Origin of the sequence: Corynebacterium suranareeae (assembly GCF_002355155.1) — a bacterium.
Lineage (GTDB): Bacteria > Actinomycetota > Actinomycetes > Mycobacteriales > Mycobacteriaceae > Corynebacterium > Corynebacterium suranareeae.
In genome coordinates, this window is the sequence record NZ_AP017369.1 from 2232140 (window position 1) to 2253784 (window position 21645).

18 protein-coding genes are annotated in these 21645 nt (G+C 50.7%); 10 read left to right on the forward strand and 8 right to left on the reverse strand.

The genetic code is table 11. The features are described from left to right. Positions 1 to 127: 127 nt before the first annotated feature. From N24_RS10425 to N24_RS10435, 3 genes are read left to right on the forward strand one after another with little or no spacing between them, the layout of a single operon-like run. On the forward strand, positions 128 to 1054 hold the full coding sequence (locus N24_RS10425; RefSeq protein ID WP_096456726.1) for an ABC transporter permease: 927 nt from the start codon (positions 128 to 130) through the stop codon (positions 1052 to 1054). Further along, positions 1047 to 2081: an ABC transporter permease gene (locus N24_RS10430; RefSeq protein WP_096456728.1), complete on the forward strand. Its 1035-nt coding sequence runs from the start codon at positions 1047 to 1049 to the stop codon at positions 2079 to 2081. The genes N24_RS10425 and N24_RS10430 overlap by 8 nt, the downstream gene beginning before the upstream one ends. Next, entirely contained in the window at positions 2078 to 3811 is a 1734-nt protein-coding gene (locus N24_RS10435; protein ID WP_096456730.1) for an ABC transporter ATP-binding protein, read from the forward strand. Before N24_RS10430 ends, N24_RS10435 begins: the two co-directional genes overlap by 4 nt. An 81-nt stretch (positions 3812 to 3892) precedes the next feature. Here N24_RS10435 and N24_RS10440 read toward each other — a convergent pair whose 3' ends face one another. Next, positions 3893 to 5659 carry a proline--tRNA ligase gene (locus tag N24_RS10440; protein ID WP_096456732.1) on the reverse strand — a complete coding sequence of 589 codons (1767 nt, stop codon included), beginning with the start codon at positions 5657 to 5659 and terminating at the stop codon, positions 3893 to 3895. Positions 5660 to 5758: 99 nt separating this feature from the next. Here N24_RS10440 and yaaA point away from each other — a divergent pair, with 99 nt between their 5' ends. Beyond that, on the forward strand, positions 5759 to 6496 hold the full coding sequence (gene yaaA, locus N24_RS10445) for a peroxide stress protein YaaA (protein WP_096456734.1): 738 nt from the start codon (positions 5759 to 5761) through the stop codon (positions 6494 to 6496). A gap of 360 nt (positions 6497 to 6856) precedes the next feature. Here the strand turns inward: yaaA and N24_RS10450 are convergent, their stop codons facing one another. From N24_RS10450 to cobA, 3 genes are all read right to left on the reverse strand, one after another. Beyond that, positions 6857 to 7603 (reverse strand): vWA domain-containing protein, encoded by a 747-nt coding sequence (locus N24_RS10450; RefSeq protein ID WP_096456736.1) that lies wholly within the window; start codon positions 7601 to 7603, stop codon positions 6857 to 6859. Positions 7604 to 7622: 19 nt separating this feature from the next. Further along, the gene (locus N24_RS10455; RefSeq protein WP_096456738.1) at positions 7623 to 8729 is read right to left on the reverse strand and encodes an ATP-binding protein; all 1107 of its coding nucleotides are present in this window, start codon (positions 8727 to 8729) and stop codon (positions 7623 to 7625) included. Positions 8730 to 8915: 186 nt separating this feature from the next. Then, entirely contained in the window at positions 8916 to 9668 is a 753-nt protein-coding gene (gene cobA / locus N24_RS10460; protein ID WP_096456740.1) for a uroporphyrinogen-III C-methyltransferase, read from the reverse strand. Positions 9669 to 9723: 55 nt separating this feature from the next. Here cobA and N24_RS10465 point away from each other — a divergent pair, with 55 nt between their 5' ends. Then, positions 9724 to 11145: a protein adenylyltransferase SelO gene (locus tag N24_RS10465; protein WP_096460061.1), complete on the forward strand. Its 1422-nt coding sequence runs from the start codon at positions 9724 to 9726 to the stop codon at positions 11143 to 11145. A gap of 12 nt (positions 11146 to 11157) precedes the next feature. Here the strand turns inward: N24_RS10465 and N24_RS10470 are convergent, their stop codons facing one another. Together N24_RS10470 and mqo are read right to left on the reverse strand one after the other, a co-directional pair. Beyond that, positions 11158 to 12060: a VOC family protein gene (locus N24_RS10470; RefSeq protein WP_096456742.1), complete on the reverse strand. Its 903-nt coding sequence runs from the start codon at positions 12058 to 12060 to the stop codon at positions 11158 to 11160. Between the two features lie 265 nt (positions 12061 to 12325). Beyond that, the gene (gene mqo, locus N24_RS10475; protein WP_096456744.1) at positions 12326 to 13828 is read right to left on the reverse strand and encodes a malate dehydrogenase (quinone); all 1503 of its coding nucleotides are present in this window, start codon (positions 13826 to 13828) and stop codon (positions 12326 to 12328) included. 387 nt (positions 13829 to 14215) lie between these two features. On the opposite strand from mqo, the gene N24_RS10480 reads away from it, so the two are divergent. The 5 genes from N24_RS10480 to N24_RS10500 all read left to right on the forward strand — a co-directional run bounded on the left by N24_RS10480 (position 14216) and on the right by N24_RS10500 (position 18816). Continuing rightward, positions 14216 to 15262 carry an alpha/beta hydrolase gene (locus N24_RS10480; protein WP_096456746.1) on the forward strand — a complete coding sequence of 349 codons (1047 nt, stop codon included), beginning with the start codon at positions 14216 to 14218 and terminating at the stop codon, positions 15260 to 15262. 117 nt (positions 15263 to 15379) lie between these two features. Then, the gene (mtr, locus tag N24_RS10485; protein WP_096456748.1) at positions 15380 to 16777 is read left to right on the forward strand and encodes a mycothione reductase; all 1398 of its coding nucleotides are present in this window, start codon (positions 15380 to 15382) and stop codon (positions 16775 to 16777) included. A 418-nt stretch (positions 16778 to 17195) separates the two neighbouring features. Next, positions 17196 to 17543, forward strand: a complete 348-nt coding sequence (locus N24_RS10490) for a hypothetical protein (protein WP_096456750.1) — start codon at positions 17196 to 17198, stop codon at positions 17541 to 17543. A 55-nt stretch (positions 17544 to 17598) separates the two neighbouring features. Next, positions 17599 to 17955, forward strand: coding sequence for a hypothetical protein (locus N24_RS10495; protein ID WP_096456752.1), 357 nt, complete (start codon positions 17599 to 17601; stop codon positions 17953 to 17955). Positions 17956 to 18084: 129 nt separating this feature from the next. Further along, a complete protein-coding gene (locus N24_RS10500; protein ID WP_167382085.1) occupies positions 18085 to 18816 on the forward strand; it encodes a hypothetical protein in 732 nt (243 codons plus the stop codon). Here N24_RS10500 and map read toward each other — a convergent pair. Both map and N24_RS10510 read right to left on the reverse strand, forming a co-directional pair. Then, complete coding sequence (gene map, locus N24_RS10505) at positions 18813 to 19688, reverse strand: type I methionyl aminopeptidase (RefSeq protein ID WP_197702394.1); 876 nt, start codon at positions 19686 to 19688, stop codon at positions 18813 to 18815. The genes N24_RS10500 and map overlap by 4 nt on opposite strands. Positions 19689 to 19749: 61 nt before the next feature. Further along, positions 19750 to 21642, reverse strand: coding sequence for a penicillin-binding transpeptidase domain-containing protein (locus N24_RS10510; RefSeq protein WP_096456756.1), 1893 nt, complete (start codon positions 21640 to 21642; stop codon positions 19750 to 19752). Between the last annotated feature and the right edge of the window lie 3 nt (positions 21643 to 21645).

The following is a 21645-nucleotide window of genomic DNA, read 5'->3' on the forward strand; positions in this document are numbered from 1 at the left end:
TCATATTCACCTCCTGCATCACCTTTTCTTACAGTCTTTAGAAAATAACTTCATCCGGCGCTTAATCTCTTGTTTTAAGCGCCTAGCACTAATAATCTATCCCCCAGCAAGCAAGGACACCCCGCTTATGCTTCGTTACGTCGGGCGACGTTTGCTCCAAATGATTCCGGTCTTTTTCGGAGCAACCCTGCTGATATACGCCCTCGTGTTCCTTATGCCAGGTGACCCAGTCCAGGCATTGGGAGGTGACCGTGGCCTAACCGAAGCTGCGGCAGAGAAAATCCGTCAAGAATACAATCTTGATAAACCGTTCATTGTCCAATATCTCCTCTACATCAAGGGCATCTTCGTCCTTGACTTTGGCACCACATTCTCTGGACAACCGGTGATCGATGTGATGGCCCGGGCATTCCCCGTCACCATCAAACTTGCCATCATGGCCTTGTTGTTCGAGGCAATCCTGGGCATCATTTTTGGTGTCATCGCAGGAATCCGCCGTGGTGGAATCTTCGATTCCACCGTGCTGGTTCTCTCCCTGGTTGTTATCGCAGTGCCAACCTTCGTTATCGGTTTCGTGCTGCAATTCCTAGTCGGTGTGAAATGGGGACTACTCCCCGTCACAGTCGGTTCCAATACCTCAATCAAGGCATTGTTGATGCCCGCCATCGTCCTGGGCGCGGTTTCATTCGCTTATGTTTTGCGCCTCACACGACAATCAGTAAGTGAAAACCTCCGAGCTGATTATGTCCGAACGGCACGAGCAAAAGGCATGTCAGGCTTCAACGTCATGAACCGCCACGTGCTTCGAAACTCACTGATTCCTGTTGCTACCTTCCTTGGCGCTGACCTTGGCGCACTCATGGGTGGCGCGATTGTCACCGAAGGTATCTTCGGCATCAACGGTGTCGGTGGCACGCTTTATCAGGCCATTTTGAAAGGTGAACCCACCACGGTTGTGTCTATCGTGACCGTGCTAGTCATCGTCTACATTATCGCCAACCTTGTCGTGGACTTGATCTACGCCGTTCTCGATCCGAGGATCCGCTATGCCTAATAATGAATTCCACACCAACCATTCGTTGGGCCAAGACGACCAAACTCCAGATCAGGCCCATTTCTTCCCACAAGGACGCGGCGAAGCCCTCGTACGCCCTGGCCAAGAACACTTCATCGCCACCACTGATGAAACTGGTCTAGGCGCTGTCGATGCAGTTGCTGATGATTCTGCACCCACCTCCATGTGGGGCGAAGCCTGGCGAGACCTACGCCGACGCCCTCTGTTTTGGGTATCCGCACTGCTGATCCTTCTGGCACTGCTATTAGCTGCAGTTCCACAGCTTTTCACCTCAACTGATCCTCAATACTGCGTGCTTGCTAATTCACTCGATGGCCCACAGTCTGGTCATCCTTTTGGATTTGATCGTCAAGGTTGCGATATTTTCGCGCGCACAGTTTATGGTGCTCGTGCATCGGTTGCCGTGGGTGTCTTAACCACATTGTTGGTGGTCTTAATCGGCACTGTTTTCGGAGCATTAGCTGGATTCTTCGGTGGCATCATGGACACCATCTTGTCCCGCATCACCGATATGTTCTTTGCCATCCCACTAGTTCTGGCAGCCATCGTTGTGATGCAGATGTTCAAAGAACACCGCACCATCATCACCGTGGTGCTAGTCCTCGGACTTTTTGGCTGGACAAATATTGCACGCATTACGCGCGGTGCTGTCATGACTGCGAAAAACGAAGAATACGTCACCTCAGCTCGTGCACTTGGTGCATCCAAAGCAAAGATGCTGTTGTCCCACATCATGCCAAATGCGGCAGCACCCATCATTGTGTATGCCACTGTGGCGTTGGGTACCTTCATCGTGGCCGAGGCAACACTGTCCTTCCTTGGTATTGGTCTTCCGCCTTCAATTGTTTCTTGGGGCGCAGATATTGCGAAGGCCCAAACATCACTTCGCACCCAACCAATGGTGCTGTTCTACCCCGCAATGGCACTGGCACTGACCGTTTTGAGCTTCATCATGATGGGCGATGTCGTCCGCGACGCTCTGGATCCTAAGTCGAGGAAGCGATGAGTAACAACACCCAACCAATCCCTAACCACGCCGGTGAACAACCTTTGTTGGAACTAAAGGACCTAAAAATCTCCTTCACCTCCTCTACCGGTGTTGTCGATGCTGTCCGTGGCGCGAATCTCACCATCTACCCTGGCCAATCTGTAGCCATCGTGGGTGAATCCGGTTCTGGTAAATCCACCACCGCTATGTCCATCATCGGGCTGCTTCCTGGCACAGGAAAGGTGACGGAAGGTTCCATCACCTTTGATGGAAATGACATCACCGGCTTGAGCAACAAGCAGATGGAAAAGTACCGAGGCTCCGAAATCGGTCTTGTCCCCCAAGATCCCATGACAAACCTCAATCCAGTGTGGAGGATCGGCACCCAAGTCAAGGAATCACTGCGAGCTAACAACGTGGTTCCGGGCTCTGAGATGGACAAGCGCGTAGCAGAAGTCCTGGCAGAAGCAGGACTGCCCGATGCAGAACGACGCGCAAAGCAGTACCCACATGAATTTTCTGGCGGTATGCGCCAGCGTGCATTGATCGCAATCGGTTTGGCTGCCCGCCCGAAGCTACTGATTGCTGATGAACCAACCTCTGCACTTGATGTCACGGTGCAGCGTCAGATCCTTGATCACCTGGAAACATTAACCAAAGACCTTGGCACCGCGGTGCTGTTTATTACCCACGACTTGGGTCTTGCTGCTGAACGCGCTGAACACCTCGTGGTGATGCACCGTGGACGCATCGTGGAGTCTGGACCATCGCTTAAGATTCTGCGTAATCCGCAGCACCCATATACCCAACGTCTGGTTAAGGCTGCACCTTCGCTTGCTTCTGCACGTATCCAAAGCGCCCAGGAACAAGGCATTGAGTCTGCAGAACTCCTTACCGCCACTGCGATTGCAGAAGGCACCATTCCAGAGATGGATGAAAAAGTCATTGAGGTCAAAAACCTCACTCGCGAATTTGATATTCGTGGTGCCCGAGGCGACAAGAAGAAGCTGAAGGCTGTTGATGATGTGTCCTTCTTCGTGCGAAAAGGCACCACCACCGCATTGGTCGGTGAATCCGGCTCTGGTAAATCAACCGTAGCCAACATGGTGCTCAACCTCCTTGAGCCAACCAGTGGACAAGTGCTCTACAACGGCACTGACCTCACCACATTGAGCAATAAGGAAATCTTCCAAATGCGGCGCAAGCTGCAGGTGGTGTTCCAAAACCCTTATGGCTCACTTGATCCGATGTACTCCATCTACCGGTGTATTGAAGAACCATTGACCATCCACAAGGTTGGCGGAGACCGTAAAGCACGAGAAGCTCGTGTAGCCGAACTTCTTGATATGGTGTCCATGCCCAGGTCCACCATGCGCCGCTACCCCAACGAACTTTCTGGTGGTCAGCGCCAGCGCATCGCTATTGCACGTGCACTGGCTCTTAATCCAGAAGTAATTGTTTTGGATGAGGCAGTGTCCGCGCTGGATGTATTGGTGCAAAACCAGATCCTCACTCTGCTTGCAGAACTACAGCAGGAACTGAAGCTGACCTACCTGTTCATCACTCATGACTTGGCGGTTGTTCGACAAACCGCCGACGATGTTGTGGTGATGCAAAAAGGCAGAGTCGTTGAAAAAGGTCGCACCGACGACATCTTTAATGATCCTCAGCAGCAGTACACCCGCGATTTGATCAATGCTGTCCCTGGATTGGGCATTGAATTAGGCACTGGAGAAAACCTGGTTTAACCAAGTCTTCCGCAAAACACCTCTGCCCCGGCCCAAGACCTTAAAAATCTTGAACCGGGGCAGAATTTTACTCAAAAGAAATTACTTGCGAGCCTGTGCAACCATCTCGACGATCTGAGAAACAGCTTGATCTGCATCTAGTTCAGTCTTCTCACCACCGCGGACGCGAAGCTCAACTTTGCCTTCGGCGTAGCCACGGCCCAGGATCAAGGCGAATGGCATACCCAAAAGTTCGGCGTCTTTAAACTTCACGCCGGGGCTAACTTTGGGTCGGTCGTCGAAAAGCACTTCGATGCCTGCGGCAGACAGCTCTTCCGCAAAGCGTTCTGCTGCCTCGATGGCTGCGGCGTCTTTGTTCGCCGCAACAACATGGACCTGGTACGGGGCAACTTCCACGGACCAGTTGAGGCCTGCTTCGTCGTGGCGCTGCTCTGCCAAAACGGCGAGCAGGCGGGTCACGCCCAGACCGTAGGAACCCATGGTTGGGATGGCGCGCTTGCCGTTTTCGTCGAGGATCTGAACGTCGAAAGCTTCGGTGTACTTGCGGCCTAGCTGGAAGATGTGGCCGATTTCGATACCACGAGCAAGGGTCAGGGTGCCTTCGCCTTCTGGGGCTGGATCGCCTTCTTTGATTTCCGCTGCTTCTATGAAGCCGTCTGGGGTGAAGTCACGACCGGCAACCAGACCAATGACGTGGCGTTCTTTTTCATCGGCGCCAGTGATCCAGGAGGTGCCGGTGACAACGCGAGGATCAGCAAGGACTTTCACACCATTTTTCGCAAGACCTACTGGCCCGACGTAACCCTTGACCAGGAATGGGTTCTTCGCAAAGTCAGATTCCACAGCAAGCTCAACTTCAGCTGGCTCCAGGGATGCCTCGAGGCGCTTCATGTCGACTTCGCGGTCACCTGGTAGCAAAATTCCGGTGAGCTCTGCTTCTTCTGCACCTGGCTGACGAACCTTGACAACGATGCACTTGAGGGTGTCAGCTGCAGTGACCTCACGGCCATCAATTTTCACGTCGATGGAGTTTGCCCACTCAACCAAAGCATCGATGGTTTCAGAAACTGGGGTTTCGTAAACAACTGCTTCCGGCAGGCCTTCGATTTCGCGCTCAACACCTGGCTGTGTAACAACAGCTTCAACGTTGGCAGCGTAGTTTCCGGAGGTGGAGCGCACGAAGGTGTCTTCGCCGTTTTCAGAAATAGCGAGGAATTCCTCAGAAGCCGATCCACCCATGGCACCTGAAGTTGCCTGGCAGATCGCGTATTCCAGACCAAGGCGGTCAAAGATACGCTGGTAGGCTGCGCGGTGGTTTGCATAAGACTGCTCCAAACCAGCGTCAGTCATGTCGAAGGAATAAGAATCCTTCATCACAAACTCACGACCACGAAGCACACCCGCGCGTGGGCGTTCTTCATCGCGGTACTTGGTTTGGATTTGGTACAAGGTGACAGGGAAATCCTTGTAGGAGCTGTACAGATCCTTCACCGTTGCGGCGAACATTTCCTCATGTGTTGGGCCGAGAAGGTAATCAGCACCCTTGCGGTCTTTCAGACGGAACAAAGAATCGCCATACTCTGTCCACCGCTGCGTGGTTTCATAAGGTTCGCGTGGGAGCAATGCTGGGAACAGCAATTCCTGTCCACCGATCGCATCCATTTCCTCACGCACAACAGTTTCAATGTTGCGCAGGGCGCGTAAACCGAGTGGCAACCAGGAGTACACACCTGGGGCAACACGGCGGATATATCCTGCACGGACAAGCAGCTTGTGGCTTGGTACTTCTGCATCTGCAGGGTCTTCGCGCAGGGTGCGCAAAAACAGCGTGGAAAGACGTGTGATCATGAGTGACAAATATACCCTCTCAACTTGGCTTCAACTGCCCTGCCCCCTTAAATATGCCCCTTAAATATGTAAGCAGGCTTTTAAAGTATCCTCTGATGCATGCTTATTGTGTTGCCTCCTTCTGAAACAAAGACCCCCGGTGGACAGGGAGCGCCTCTTGATTTTCACAGTTTAAGTTTCCCGACGCTGAACGATGCACGTCAAGCAATTCTTGCTGACCTGCAGAATTTGGACGTTGATCAAGCGCTAAAAGTTTTAGGCATTTCAGAAAAACTGCGTGCCGAGGCCGAAGCTAACCGCGTTTTGGATCAAAGCCCAACCATGCCAGCAATTTTTCGGTATTCCGGTGTGCTTTACGACGCCCTTGATGCCTCCACCTTGCCAGAAAAAGCACTAGGTCGCCTCGCCATCGGCTCGGCACTTTTCGGGCTCGTGCACGCAACCGATCCAATCCCCCACTACCGCCTGTCTGGCGGCACAAAACTTCCCACCAAAACAGGCGAGCTGCCCACGATGAAGGCGCGTTGGGGCACCAGCATCAGCGAAGCGCTTATCGACGTCAACCAGCTCGTGATTGATCTCCGCAGCGGGACCTACCAACAATTGGGGCGCCTAAAAGACGCAGTAACCGTCCGAGTGGAATCAGTCCTTGAAGACGGCACCCGCAAAGTAGTCAGCCACTTTAATAAACACTACAAAGGTGAACTTGCCCGCGTGCTCGCACAATCAGAAAAAGAAGCTCACAGTGCGGCAGATGTCATGGCGATCGCCCAAGAGGCAGGCCTTGTGGTGGAATACAACCCCAACCACAAAGAAACCCTCACGATGGTTGTTTAACCTGGATTCAGAGGACTAATAGCAACTGTCACCTGAGGGTCATGGTTCGTATTTGACGATCTAGTTGGGGGCAGTGTCTTAAAACCGTCTTATTCGACCAAATACATAGGCAAACACACAGGTTCTTGGTCGCCAGATCAAATGTGCAGGCCGGGATAACACCATATTCGACCAAAACGTTCTCTAGATATGCTGCTTTGGTCTCTAGGCAAAAAGAACCGCAAACCTTGAAAAGCGTTTGGAAAAAGTAACTTCACTGATACGCCACTCAAGAAGTACCCACTAGAATTGTCGGCCCTCTTAAACGGGCCGATAAGCAATTGTGAAAGTTGTGTCGTAAGCCTTTGGTAGCCAGCAATTTTAAGCGTTAATCACCATCTTGATGTGCTCGGAGTTAAGATCACGCAACCTTACACACACCCCACCAAGCATCTCAGCTAGAACCCCGGCGCGCTCTTTACGAACCTTTAGTCTGCCTTCACAGTCGATGACTACATTTCCAGACAGCTGGGATTTCACCAATGTTTCTGCCGCGGTAGCGATACCTGCTTCGCCTGCATCGGAGGTGTCTTGTCCGTCTGTCATCACCATGAGGATTGCTCTACGCCCTGGTTCTTTACGGCGTTCCCTGGCCATGAGGTCTTTGGCCATAAGTAATCCTTCTGCCAAGGGTGTGCGCCCACCCATGGGCATATCCTTTAACTTCTGCTGTGCTTGTTCCACAGAGTTTGTCGGATTTAGTACCAAAGTGGGCTTGTTGCCGTTGACCGCGATGACCGCAACCTTGTCGCGGCGCTGGTAGGCGTCGTTAAGCATGGATGTTATAGTCCCGGTTACCGCGCGCACCCTGGAACGCGCAGCCATGGACCCCGATGTGTCGACGACGAAAACAATGAGGTTGGCTTCGCGGCCACGGCGCAGGGATCCGCGCAGGTCATCTGGTCTGAAATCGACGACACCTTCAACGATGTTTGCACCGCGTTCGGTAGCTGCCATCAGTGTGCCCACCAAGTTGATGCCGTGTCCGCCTTTCTTAGGACGGACATCAGCACCCTGGCGGGAATACGCCTTGGAACGCCTGCCTGGAGTGGAATTCTCCTCTCCCATGGACTGCAAGCGAAGATGCCTAGGAGCGAAAGGGCTCGCCGGATCCGGCAGTACCTACCTTTCCAGTTGTCTGAGCTTTGGCTTGCGTGGTGCCTTGCATGCCATCTTCCTCAGTCGGGTTATCGGTATCGGTAAAAGCTTCTGCTCCGGTTTCCTCATCAGTGATCTTGGCTGCAGGTCCTTTATCTTCATTGTCTTTGAAGAAATCTCGAGCTTCCTGCAGGGTCTCTTGAAGTTTGCGCTCTTCCATTTCTGGGGCATCAAAAGGATTGCGACGACGACGGTGTGGCAATGCTAAACGTGCAGCGATTTCTACATCATCTTCATTAACCACATCTCTGCCCGACCACGCCGCATGGGCCAAGGCAGTTCGGGTAATCACCAAATCAGCTCGCATGCCATCTACCTCAATGCGGGCACACAACCATGCGATCTGTGAAAGGATCCCATCTGGCAATTCCACGTTTGGCAGCAAGTCTTTTGCGGCCGCGATGCGCTTCGAGGTGTCCTCATCTTGAGTTGCCCACTGCTCCATGAACTGCTCAGGGGCATTTTCATACGCTAACCTGCGCCGAATAATTTCAACGCGAACCTCAGGATCAGTAGACGCTGCCACATCTACGGCCAACCCAAAGCGGTCCAAAAGCTGTGGGCGAAGCTCTCCTTCTTCCGGGTTCATCGTGCCAACCAACACGAAGTTGGCTGGTGACGAATGCGAAATACCATCACGCTCAATGCTCACACGACCGCTGGCTGCTGCATCAAGGAGTGCGTCTACAAGGTGATCAGCTAAGAGGTTGACCTCATCCACGTACAAAACTCCACCATCGGCCTGTGCAAGCAATCCAGGCTGATATTCTGCACGACCGGTGGTAAGGACGGTTTCCATATTCAAAGAACCCACCACGCGGTCTTCTGTGGAACCCAACGGCAGGTTGACCAAAGGGGCATCACCTAAAAGCCCAGCAAAGGCACGCACCGTTGTGGTTTTCGCCGTGCCTTTTTCACCTCTAATAACCACGCCACCGATGCGTGGGGAAATTGCAGTAAGAATCAATGCAAGCCGAAGTTCATCTTGTCCAACGACTGCAGAAAATGGGTAGCGAATCACCTTTTGTGATGTCATGACAGTCTCCTAATTTTGTTGGTGCACTATTGGTGCGCCATTGGTGTGATCAGGCACACCTACCATTGGAGACCTTAACGGGTTTAACTACATATCTCAGGTTTTTTCCATAGACAACGAAGAAATCCCTGGACGACTGTCTACAAAAGTGCTCAACTACCCCCGAATTAACGCAGCCTCTGGAACTTAGAGGCCGGCTACTTGTCCGATCACATACACAGCGGGTGGTTTAATTCCTTGGGTAATCATCTCTTCTCTCAAACTGCCCAAAGTGCATCGCAAGGATCGCTGGGCATCAGTTGTGCCTTCTTGAATAACAGCGGCAGGAGTATCTGCGGCAAGACCACCATCGATTAAAGCCTGAGCAATTAAGCCCGCGTTTTTTACACCCATGATGATCGACAGTGTTCCACCTGATTTAGCTAAAGCTGACCAGTCCACCAAAGACTTCGGGTGGCCGGGAGGCAAGTGGCCTGAAACTACTGTGAAGGAATGCACCACACCTCGGTTGGTGATTGGAATTCCTGCTACTGCTGGAACAGAAACAGCACTGGTAACGCCGGGGATTACTTCGCATTCGATACCGTTACTCGACAAATACTCCAACTCTTCAAACCCACGACCGAATACATAAGGGTCCCCACCTTTTAATCGCACGACTTTAAGACCTTGTCGTGCATATTCAACCAACATCTCATTGGTTCGTTCTTGGGTGACCTGCTTGCCGTAAGGAAGTTTGGAAACGTCCACAACCGTCTTAGTGCTAACATCACACAGCTTCTCCAGTTCAGCGGTTGGGCCCAAATGATCAGCCAAAATAACATCGGCTTCTTGTAGGCGTTTCATTCCGCGCACCGTAATTAAGTCCCAAGCACCAGGTCCCCCGCCAATTAAAGAGACTGGTTGGATAGCTGATGGGGTTTTTGGGGAAGATGTCATGTCCAATCATCCTAGTCGCAACATTTACCAAGACTTGAATACTAGGCTGAAAACCATGAGTACCGCACCGTTTAAACTTGACGCCCAATTCGCATCAGAGTTACCCGAAATGGCGGCACCCTGGCACGGAGAGGACGCCCCCGATCCGGAACTAGTGATATTAAATGAGGATCTTGCCCACTTACTAGGTCTTGATCCTGGCTGGCTTCGCTCCGAAGATGGCATCCAGTTTCTACTTGGCTTAAATCCCGAACCTTTAACTAAGTCGGTTGCCCAAGCCTATTCCGGGCATCAATTCGGACAGTTTGTGCCAAGCCTTGGAGACGGACGCGCTTTACTTCTCGGTGAAGCACATTCTACAGACGGAGTTTTACGCGATATCCACCTCAAAGGCGCAGGTAGAACGCAATTTTCCCGTGGTGCTGATGGACGAGCTACACTTGGCCCCATCCTTCGCGAGTACATCATCTCTGAAGCAATGCACGCACTAGGAGTACCAACAACTAGATCACTCGCGGTATTGACAACTGGTCGAAAAATTCAACGCGGAACTGTTGTTCCTGGAGCTATTTTGGTGCGAGTTGCAACCAGTCACATCCGTGTTGGTTCCTTCCAATACTCAAATATTGCCGGTGGCATTGAACTTTCAACTCAGCTAGCAAATTACGCCATCACACGACACTTTCCTGAGTTAGCACAAAGTTTGGAGAATCCAACACCAGAGTTATACGTATCGTTTTTCAGGTCAGTGCTAAAGCGCCAAGCCTCCACAGTTGCCAAATGGACTCGTCTGGGTTTTGTGCATGGTGTGCTTAACACCGACAACACGCTGATCTCTGGTGAAACAATCGATTACGGCCCGTGTGCCTTTATGGAACGTTTTAGAAAAGACGCCAAATTCAGCTCAATCGACAACCATGGCCGATACAAATTTGAAAACCAACCGTTGATTCTTGGTTGGAATATGGCTCGCTTGGTGGAAACTTTGCTGCCACTACTTGGCCCAACTCCCGATGAAGCAATGACGGCCGCACACGAAGCTCTGGGAGAATTTGATGATTTATGTTCCGCAGCAATCCGCCAGGAATTTGGCCAAGCATTGGGGCTAGATCCAGATCTAGAGATTATCGACGACTTCCAAGAGCTGCTGTACCGCCACAATCCAGATATCACCACCTTGTTACGCTCACTTACCGACAACACAGCCCCACCTGCAGGTTTTGAATCTTTTGCACACACCTGGAAATCCCTCAACCCCGATACTGAGGCGATGAGCAAAGTGAACCCCATTTTCATCCCTCGCAATCACCTTGTAGAAGATGCACTTGCCAATGCTGTTGACGGCGATTTTGAAAAATTCCACGAACTACTGGCAGCGGTAACTGATCCATTCAACCCGACAGCCGGATCGAATGAGCTTCGACTACCCAGCACAGAGGGATTCGAGGAAGACTATATGACTTTCTGTGGCACCTAAAAGTGGTGAGGTTTAGAACTTCTCTATCTCAATCTTCTTCATGCTGAGGAGCTTTTCAAATGCGCCAGGAGAAGCCATAAGTTCTTCCATATTGTCAGGCACAATTTGCCAACTCACTCCGAATTTATCTTTCAACCAACCACAGGCTTCAGCTGTTGGGTCTGCCGACAGTGCATCCCACATTGCATCAAGTTCTTCTTGACCATGTGACTCATACATCAAAGAGACACCCTCATTAAACGAGAAATCTTGGTCCACACCGGAATCCATTGCAAAGATCCATTGCCCGTCTAGCTGGAACTGAGAAAACATCAACGCTTCAGCAGTCGCCGGGCCTGTGGGTTGACCGTATACCGCCCGATCACCAAGGCGTGAATGCGGAAAAACATCCACATAGTATTCCTGCGCTTCAGCAGCCTTATTTTGCGCAGCACCACCAAAAAGCAACATGGGAATAACCGATGGCCCCGGTTCTGACTCAGAGCTACTAAGCATCAGCTGCCAACTGACCCCATATTTATCCTGTACCCATCCGTAATATTCAGAAAATGGATACTTATCTACGGGCATTAATGCTGTGCCACCATCTAAAAGTCTCTCCCACACTACATCCAGATGTTTTCGCGCATGAGGATCCCTTACTGCATCAAAATTCATCATCAGACTGATTGATGCATTCGGAGTAAATTCTTCGCCAGCATTGATCAAGATAATCCTAAAACCCGCTATAGCAAGATCAACGGTGAGAGTCTTTCCTGCAAAAGGTTCCTGGAAATCGAATAATCCAGTTTCTGGGTATGTCACCGTGCTGAGGACTTCCACTCCACCGGGAAAGTCCGAAAACGCGTTGAGGTAAAAGTCAGCTGCTTGATCTGCTGTGCCTTGGCACCAAATATTGGGGATGATCTTTTGCATACCCCCGAGAGTAGATCAAGACAGCATTTCAGCTTCGCGCTGAGGCACATAATCGCAGGCCTAGACACCTTAACGAGCAGAAATCCACCTCAACACCAAAGTAGTGCATGTCACATTTTTATTTAGCCGGAAGGTAAACAAAAACACCCTCATGTACCTTGGAAACCCTTTAAGGCGGAGATTGCCTTTAAGGACTTTAAGGGCTTTTAGGATAGGCCCAAGCATGGGCACATGAGGGTGTCTTTAAACGAAACGCTTTAAAACTTTAAGCTTCTTCGAGCTTCAGCGTCTTCTGAGTGCGCTCCCACTGCTGCGCAAACAGTTCTGGCTCATCAGCAAGTTTCTTGCCATAGGAAGGGATCATGTCCTTCAGCTTGTCGCCCCACTCGATCATACGATCACCGAAGCAACGCTCAAGCAGTTCGATCATTGCCGAAGGTGCGATGGATGCTCCTGGGGAAGCACCGAGCAGACCTGCGATGGTGCCTTCGGAGTTGTTGATCAAGGTGGTGCCGAATTCTAGGGAACCAAACTTAGGGAATCCCGCAGGTTTAATAACCTGAACACGCTGTCCTGCAACGATGGTCTCCCAATCGCCGTTTTGTGCCTCTGGCATGTACTCGCGTAGAGCATCCATACGCTTGTCCTGGTCCTTGAGAACTTCAGTGATCAGGTACTTGGTCAGGTCAAATTCCTGAGCAGCAACACCAAGGTAGGAAGGAATGTTGTCTGGGCGAATGGACTTGAACAGATCCAGGTAGGAGCCTTCCTTCAGGAACTTAGGAGTCCAACCACCGTAAGGTCCGAAGAGGAGACCCTTTTCCCCCTCGATAACGCGGGTATCAAGGTGAGGAACAGACATTGGAGGAGCACCCACGGATGCCTTGCCGTAAACCTTAGCGGCGTGCTGTTCGATCAGTTCCTCGTTAGTGCAACGAAGCCATAGGCCGGATACTGGGAATCCAGCAAAGCCCTTGACCTGTGGGATGCCAGCGCTGCGAAGCAGATCAAGTGCGTATCCGCCAGCTCCGACAAACACGAAGTTTGCTTTGATGGTCTTGGTGTCACCGGTGTGCACATTTTTGACCGTTACAATCCACTTTGCGCCATCAGCTTTCACGCTTTTGACTTCGTGGCCGTAGCGAATCTCAGTACCTTCAACCTCGGCAGCATCAAGATACTGCTTGGTCTGCGCACCATAGTTGATGTCAGTGCCTTCGTCGATCCATGAAATGGCCACTGGGTTGGAGAAATCTCGACCCTTCGCCATCAAGGGAAGCTTCTCGGCGAAAGTTGCCTCGTCGTCAGCGTAGGTCATTCCCTGGAAAAGTGGGTGATCCTTCAAAGCTTCATAGCGTGCCTTGATGTAAGCGACCTGATCTGCACCCTGTCCAAAGGACACGTGAGGGACGGGGTTGATGAACTCACGTGGATCAGAAAGCACGCCTTCATCAACAAGGTGGGACCAGAATTGACGTGAGACCTGGAATTTTTCATTGATTCCTACGGCCTTACCAATTTCAACTTTGCCTTTAACCTCTGGCGTGTAGTTCAGCTCACACAGAGCAGAGTGGCCGGTGCCGGCGTTGTTCCACGGGGAGGACGACTCTTGAGCCGGTCCATCCAAACGCTCGAAGACGATTTGAGACCAGCTTGGCTCCAGCTGACGCAGCATTGCACCCAGAGTGGAGCTCATGATACCGGCGCCGATGAGGACGACATCTGCCTCATCGGTAATCCTCGGTGCGTTCTTCGGGGAATCTGACATGTTCAACTTCCTTTTATCTCCGCGAGTTGTCTGCCGAACAGCACTACAAGGCGCCATTTCATAAATGACCGCCAGCACTTTTGCGCAAGTGTTGGCCACATTTTTGACTGACGCTTGGGGCGTAACCCTTCTTGTTTCTTACAAGAAAGCGTGGGTACACATTGTCCGTGAGTAAACAGTGTACGCCTGCTACCTCGAGCTAAAGAAACAAGGACGCGATATTCCCCTTTCTCAAGCAAATTCCTCCCCCGCACTACCCCCTCCCCCAATTTGCAAAGATAGTAAATGTGAAATTCGCAAACATGAACACCGCTGGAGAATTTTCATGATGCGAACAATCATCGCTTCCCCTCCCATCTTTTCACTGTTCGACATATCGTTAACACCATGAACCATTCGCAGTCTTCATCTACACACCAGTTCTGGCAGCCAGATCTCCTTGGCAAAGGTTATGAATTCCACACAATTGAGCTTGGTGCTGATCCTGATCATGAAACAGATGTTGTTGCCACCCTGGTTCGCTACAATCCTGATTCCTCATCTAAAGAATCATTTGGATCCAGACCTGCATTAATGTGGGTGCACGGCATGACTGACTATTTTTTCCACACCGAGTTTGCCGAGTTTTTCCATAAGGCTGGTTTTGCTGTCTACGCCGTTGATTTAAGAAAATGTGGGCGTTCGTACCGTCCAGGTCAGCAATGGCATTACACCTCTGATCTCGCTCATTACTTTCCAGACCTCACGGCAGCGACGGAAATAATTTCTAAAAACCATCCGCATGTCATTCCAGTTGCCCATTCCACAGGTGGACTTATCGTTCCTTTATGGATGTCAGAAATGCGGCGCAGTAGTCCTAAAGTTGTCCAAAATATTCCAGCACTTGTTTTAAACAGCCCTTGGTTGGACATGATGTATCCGCCACTGCTTATCAAGCTCATCACGCCTGGAGTAAAAATATTGGGCAAACGCTTACCTAAAATGCTCATCCCGGGTGGTGGATTAGGGACCTATGGCAAGTCGATCCATAAAGATTTCTACGGGGAGTGGAATTTCAACACGGAGTTGAAACCTGTTGAGGGTCATAGAAAAAGCATTGGATGGCTACGCGCAATCATGGCCGGCCAAAAAGATGTTCACAACGACCGGGTGAATGTCGGTGTAGATGTACTAGCCCTGTGTTCTGAAAAGTCTTGGTTAAAGTCTGAGTATTCAGAAGAAACTGATATCTCTGATGCAGTGCTGGATGTGCAACACATCCAAAAATGGGCGCCTCACTTAAGTAACCCCGAATCAAGGGTGACGGTTAAGAAGATTCCCGGTGCACGCCACGATGTTTTTCTTTCTAAAAAAGCTACGCGTGACCAGGCGTTTAGCATTCTAAAGAATTGGCTTGATTCCCGGGTGCCAGATTTAGCACCTGGTAAAAAATAAACTAAAACCATAGGTGGGAAGCTTTTCATAGTCTTTAACGTTGAGGTGTATGAGTTTCCTCGAAAGTCACCTATTAATTATCTCAAGCCCACATCTTTTTCTTTAGGAGCCCAATTCATGTCTGAGCAGCAAGCACCGATCAAACATTATGATCTCATCATCATCGGCACTGGTTCGGGAAACTCAATTCCTGGCCCGGAGTTTGATGACAAATCTATTGCGATCGTGGAAAAAGGTGCTTTCGGCGGAACCTGCCTTAACGTGGGCTGCATCCCCACGAAAATGTATGTTTATGCTGCCGATATTGCTCAAGAGATCCAGGAGTCGGCACGGCTTGGCATTGATGCATCGCTCAACGGAGTTGATTGGCCTTCCATTGTTAGCCGCGTCTTCGACAAGCGCATTGACCCCATCGCACAAGGTGGCGAAGCTTATCGACGTGGCCCCGAAACTCCAAATATCGATGTGTATGACATGCATGCCACTTTTGTCGACGCGAAGACAATCTCTACCGGTATTGCGGGTCAAGAACAGCTCATCAGTGGCACAGACATTGTGATTGCAACTGGTTCACGTCCATACATCCCCGAAGCAATTGCTGAATCTGGCGTGCGCTACTACACCAATGAAGACATCATGCGCTTGACCGAGCAGCCACAATCCATCGTGATTGTTGGTGGTGGATTCATCGCGCTGGAATTTGCCCATGTTTTTGACGCGCTGGGCACAAAGGTGACCATCCTTAACCGTTCTGATGTGCTGCTACGTGATGCAGATGCTGATATCTCTGCCAAAATTCTTGAACTTTCTAAGAAGCGTTTCGACGTCCGCCTCAACACTTCAGTCACAGACGTCAGTGAGACACACAACGGTGGTGTCCGAATTTCGGTGAACTCCTCGAACGATATCGAGGCAGACATTTTGCTTGTCGCCACTGGGCGCACCCCAAATGGCGATCAGATGAATCTGTCTGCAGCAGGAATCGACATGGATGGTCGCCAGATCGAGGTCGATGAGTTTGGGCGCACCTCTGCTCAAGGTGTGTGGGCACTAGGCGATGTATCATCTCCCTACAAACTCAAGCATGTTGCCAATGCCGAAATGCGTGCGGTTAAGCACAATCTTGCCCACCCGGAAGATCTACAAAAGATGCCTCATGACTTCGTGCCTTCTGCTGTATTTACCAATCCACAGATTGCACAGGTTGGTATGACAGAATCCCAAGCACGTGAAGCCGGGTTGAATATCACAGTGAAAATTCAGAATTACTCTGATGTTGCCTATGGCTGGGCCATGGAAGATACCGATGGATTCGTCAAGCTCATTGCTGATAAAGACACCGGAAAACTCGTTGGTGCACACATCATCGGCGCTCAGGCATCCACTCTCATCCAACAGCTGATTACGGTAATGGCATTTGGTATTGACGCCCGAGAAGCAGCGTCTCAACAGTATTGGATTCACCCAGCCCTTCCTGAGGTGATTGAAAATGCGTTACTGGGGCTGGATTTTTAACACCTACGCGAACGTAACTTTTGAATACAGAAAATTTTCCATGTCAAATTAATACTTAAGAATTGATCACTAAATTAAGGACTTTTTAAGATTAATTTGAGATAGGTAGCATTTACCCAGGTCACACCTACCCCCAACTAGCACCCCCAAACATTGAGACTAAAAGAAAGACATATAGAATTTCGGGTATTAGATTAACTTCTTCAAAGTGTAGGAAATCTAAGAACTTCGATTGAGATTTGTCGTTGTCTGAATATGCTGAATCTAGTCAGGCTGCTTCAAGTCAAGATCATTAAATGCGCTTTTTTGCTGAAAGCCATCTTGAAATGCCTTAGGCTTTTAGTTGCTAGAACTTGACAATCCCTCTGTTTCTTTCATTAGGAGCAGAAAACCCGACTACTCCTAAAGGACTTTTCTCATGCGTTCTCTCCGTACCGCAGCAGTTGCAGGCCTTACTGCAGTTGCCCTTTCTGTAGGTTCCGCAGCTGTGGCAACCGCAGCTGAATCCGAGCAAAATCTCTCTTCCGGCTTCGCAGCCCTTTCCTCTGGTGGCGCAGCCGCCGTAGGTGAGGACTGGGATGCAGACCAGCCCGTCAAAGGTGGAGACATCTTTGGTGAAGAGCACGAGCGTGATAATGAAAACACTCCAGCGTGGGCTAAGAACATGTACGATCTAACCGTCCTGGGTGGCATCGCTTCCCTTCTCGGCGTGATCGTATTCCCTGCTTACAACTACCTGGTTTACACCGGTGTTATCAAGGGCTAAAGCGCCCTAACTCTACCTTCATCAATAGCTTGGCTTTACTGAAAGGCTTTTCATCATGCGTAAATTCCGCAACACTGCAATTGCACTAGTTTCTGCAGCTGCAATCACCTTGGGCGGCGTTACCGCTGCTGCCGCTCAGGAAGACACCACTCCTCCTGCAGAGACCGAGACCTCTTCCCTTTCCGGTTCCTCAGGCTCTTCATGGGCTGACTACCACAACGAGTACGAAGGCGACAAAGAGGGCTACGGAATCGACGGCTTCGGTTCTTCCCGCGATGATTCCGGAGAAGAAGTTCCACGTTGGTTGGAGACCTGGGGCAAGGTATTTGATGCTTTGACCGTTACCTCCGTTCTTGGTCTTGTTGTCTTCCCTGTTGTTAACTTCCTGAAGTACAACGGCGTCATCAAGTAATCTGCAATTTCCTGTCAAATTGCTAAAGGCATTAACCACATGTGGTTAATGCCTTTTTTGATTGCGTAGAGTAGAAAGGTACGTCTACTTCCATATCTTTAGTTTGCGAAAGCGATCAGCCCGATACCTGTGTCCGGATTTCTCACTCCCCCAGCTACACCCCATATTCGCACTGCTACGGCCAGCATCGCTACTGCCGTAGCTGTAGCGCTGTCTGTTTTTGCCGCCGCATTAATCCCTGGAAGTGTGCTTTATTCTGTCTTGACTGCTGGAGGCGTTGCACTGGGTGCGGCCTCTGGCATTGCGGCACTTCGTCATCGTGGGGGACTTCGACTGTTTCAATGGCTCTCGGCTCTGGGAGGCATCATAATCTTATTGCTTGGAATTGTTGTCGCGATTGCCAAAGTTGGGGCTTCAGCAAAATTGGCCACGATGGGGCTTATGGCATCGTATTACCTCATGCCCTCTGCTGCACTTGCGTGTTATATCGGAGGTATTGGTCAATTGCCTGCCAAGTGGATGGCGCCAGCTTTTATGTCAACGGCTGGTGCAGGAGCTGCTGGGTGGTTTTCCTTAGGTGCGGATACCGGGTTTGTTCGTTTTCTCATCGTCCTTGCCGCAGCATTTTCACTAATCGGGTGTGTGTTAACGGTGAGGGAATGCGTCGTAACGCAGCCACGCCCAGTAGCTGCATGGCTGCTGGCCCTAGCTGCCTTGTTGCTTGGGGCGATGATGCTTTATACCTTAAGCATTGTGTTTCTTCCGGGCCTGGTATGGCTTCAGCCCACGATGGTCGCTTGGACGCTGATGGCGGCCGGAGTGTGTGCGACTATCGCGGGCATGTTACCTCGACGTTTTTAGACGGAATCATCCGGCAGGGTCAGAATTTCATTGCCGTCTTCTGTGATGACAATGGTGTGTTCAAACTGAGCGGAGAATTTGCGGTCGACGTTTTGGACGGTCCAATCATCTTCCCAAATCTCATAGTCCAGTGATCCAAGGTTGATCATTGGCTCGATGGTCAGTGTCATTCCTGGAACAAGCAGGTCACGGTATTGGGTGTTGTCGTAGTGCAGAACAACCAAACCATTGTGGAAGGTTGGTCCAATGCCATGTCCGGTGAAATCACGGACCACATTGTAGCCAAAACGCTTGGCATAAGATTCGATCACACGACCAATAACGTTGATTTCGCGGCCTGGTTTTGCAGCACGAATAGCTCGCATCATGGCTTCTTCGGTGCGCTCAACTAAAAGGCGGTGTTCTTCTGAAACATCTCCGGCAAGAAATGTTGCATTGCAATCGCCGTGAACACCGTGTTTGAAAGCCGTGACATCAATGTTGACGATATCGCCATCTTCAATAACGGTGGAATCAGGAATGCCGTGGCAGACGATCTCATTTAAAGAGATGCATGATGATTTGGTGAATCCTCGGTAGCCAAGGTCAGATGGGTATGCACCCATATCACAGGTGTATTCATGCACGATGCAATCAATTTCATCAGTGGTCACGCCGGGTTTTACAGCTTCACCGGCGATCTTCAAAGAGTTGGCTGCAATGCGGGACGTTTCCCGCATTTTCTCAATGATTTCAGGGGTTTGGACAAAAGGCTCACCGATGGCTTCTTGGACTTCGTCCTTCCACACATATTCTGGACGTTCAATATGTGCAGGTACTTCCCTAATTGGGGTTGGAATTCCAGGTACAAGAGGCGCGCGCAATTTCGACATGTCCACCATGCTAGTCCCCAACCCTGTCGGTCGGTAAAACGGGTTGGGAGCGACCTATATTTCAGCCTGCGATTTGTGGTTCTGGCACACCCGCTAACACTCCCTCATCTGTGCTCATCGCTATATTCCCGCTGGCTCGCAGTTCATCATATTTAACAAAGAATTCATCAGTAACAGCTGCAGCAGCTTCAGAGCCGCCACCCAGTACTACCAGTGTGGCAAAGGCAATGTCATCTTCGCGGTATCCGGTGAACCACGCGTGTGAGCCTTCATTGATTTCAGCTTCACCAGTCTTTGCGTAAATCTGGCCGCCAGTTTGGCGCATGCCTCGAGCGGTGCCGTCATTGACCACTGATTTCATCATGCGTTGCACATTAGCTAGCACTTGAGGATCCAAGGGTGGAACTTCTTCGCTAGCTACAGTTTCATGCCCAGAGATCAACGTTGGTGTAGGTACTGTGCCTGTTGCAGCAGTTGATGCCACAACTGCCATACCGAATGGGCTAGCTAGATCGAGGCCCTGTCCGTATCCAGATTCGGTGCGATCTAGCACAATGTCACCTTCCGGTACTGATCCGGTCATGGTGTCAAGGCCGGGGATTTGGTAGTCAATACCAAGGCCGAATTGTTTTGCTACATCTTTAAGCTGTCCAGGTTCTAAGTTGGTAGAAATATCAGCAAACGTGGTGTTGCAGGAATTGGCAAAAGCATCATCTAGGGAGGTATTTCCTAGGGAGAAGCTGTTGTAGTTTGTCACGATACGTCCATAAAGATTCATGGTTCCAGGACATGGAACAATGCTGTCTGGGGTCAGATCTTCATGCATTAACCCGGCTGCTGCGGTAATGATCTTGAATGTTGATCCCGGCGGGTATTGGCCCATGAGTGCCACATCGCCGTCTTTATCAGCTTCATCTGTTTGTGCCACGGCAAGGATTTCTCCAGTGGATGGGCGCATGACCACCATCATTGCTTTCATTTCGGCGCGCAGATCTACTGCTTGTTCTGCAGCTCTTTGCACATTGTGATCCAAACTGATGCGCACGCTGGGTGCAAGTTCCGGGGCGTCGTAGGCGATATCATCAATGACTGCACCGTTTGAGGTCACAATGGAGGCTCGCCAACCGTTTGAGCCTTCCAGTTCCTCATCCACGATGCGGGCGACGCGGGCGACAATATCTGGGGCAAAACCTGGATCAGTGGCCACCATCGATGCTTCTTCATTAAAAGTCAGACCAGGAAGTCCTGCTAAGTCCTGTTCCATGCGTGCGCCTAAGTTGGCGTCAACAGTTGTCAATGAATAGGTAGAGTCCCCCAAGTTGCTTAAGACATCATCGACATCAAGGGTGTTGACGTTTTCATCATTTGCATGCGCTGCGTCTAAGTATTCGGCTACGCGTTTGACCACCACATCAGCATCCCCTGTGCTTGGATCAACCAAAATGCGGAAGATGCTTCCCGGCGCGAGTACTGGCGCACCGTCAGAAGAAATGACGTTTGCGCGTTGAGCTTCAATGGCTCGTAATTCCAGGTGTTGGTTGGCACCTAGCTTGGGATGCACGAGTGAAGGTTCCCAGCGCACCGTCCATTCGTTGCGCATTTTGGTCAGCGTCATGGCGGAATCGTAGGTTACTTCGCGGTCTCGGGGTAATTTCCACACCACAGAGAAATTCGCAGTGGCGATGGTGTCCCTGGAGTCCACTGAATTTAAAGTGAGTTCGACGCTTTCTGCTTGCAGTCCGTTGAAGCTGGTGCTTAGCATTTCAGTGGCTAGATCAGCTTGGTCGGTGATATCCGCAATGGTGTCTAAATCTTGCTCCGCCCATGCATCTAAAAACTCTTGTGCAATAGGATCTGCGGTATCGGGGCGTGGCGTGCACGCGGTCAGGCTTCCTCCAGCTATTGCCACCGTCATGCACAATGCCACTACTGACCTGCGCTGCGCCTTGTTCATGGA

Coding starts and splice junctions, on each gene's coding strand:
- N24_RS10425 (WP_096456726.1), top strand. CDS start 128: ATGCTTCGTTACGTCGGGCGACGTTTGCTCCAAATGATTCCGGTCTTT.
- N24_RS10430 (WP_096456728.1), top strand. CDS start 1,047: ATGCCTAATAATGAATTCCACACCAACCATTCGTTGGGCCAAGACGAC.
- N24_RS10435 (WP_096456730.1), top strand. CDS start 2,078: ATGAGTAACAACACCCAACCAATCCCTAACCACGCCGGTGAACAACCT.
- N24_RS10440 (WP_096456732.1), bottom strand. CDS start 5,659: ATGATCACACGTCTTTCCACGCTGTTTTTGCGCACCCTGCGCGAAGAC.
- yaaA (WP_096456734.1), top strand. CDS start 5,759: ATGCTTATTGTGTTGCCTCCTTCTGAAACAAAGACCCCCGGTGGACAG.
- N24_RS10450 (WP_096456736.1), bottom strand. CDS start 7,603: ATGGGAGAGGAGAATTCCACTCCAGGCAGGCGTTCCAAGGCGTATTCC.
- N24_RS10455 (WP_096456738.1), bottom strand. CDS start 8,729: ATGACATCACAAAAGGTGATTCGCTACCCATTTTCTGCAGTCGTTGGA.
- cobA (WP_096456740.1), bottom strand. CDS start 9,668: ATGACATCTTCCCCAAAAACCCCATCAGCTATCCAACCAGTCTCTTTA.
- N24_RS10465 (WP_096460061.1), top strand. CDS start 9,724: ATGAGTACCGCACCGTTTAAACTTGACGCCCAATTCGCATCAGAGTTA.
- N24_RS10470 (WP_096456742.1), bottom strand. CDS start 12,060: ATGCAAAAGATCATCCCCAATATTTGGTGCCAAGGCACAGCAGATCAA.
- mqo (WP_096456744.1), bottom strand. CDS start 13,828: ATGTCAGATTCCCCGAAGAACGCACCGAGGATTACCGATGAGGCAGAT.
- N24_RS10480 (WP_096456746.1), top strand. CDS start 14,216: ATGAACCATTCGCAGTCTTCATCTACACACCAGTTCTGGCAGCCAGAT.
- mtr (WP_096456748.1), top strand. CDS start 15,380: ATGTCTGAGCAGCAAGCACCGATCAAACATTATGATCTCATCATCATC.
- N24_RS10490 (WP_096456750.1), top strand. CDS start 17,196: ATGCGTTCTCTCCGTACCGCAGCAGTTGCAGGCCTTACTGCAGTTGCC.
- N24_RS10495 (WP_096456752.1), top strand. CDS start 17,599: ATGCGTAAATTCCGCAACACTGCAATTGCACTAGTTTCTGCAGCTGCA.
- map (WP_197702394.1), bottom strand. CDS start 19,688: ATGTCGAAATTGCGCGCGCCTCTTGTACCTGGAATTCCAACCCCAATT.
- N24_RS10510 (WP_096456756.1), bottom strand. CDS start 21,642: ATGAACAAGGCGCAGCGCAGGTCAGTAGTGGCATTGTGCATGACGGTG.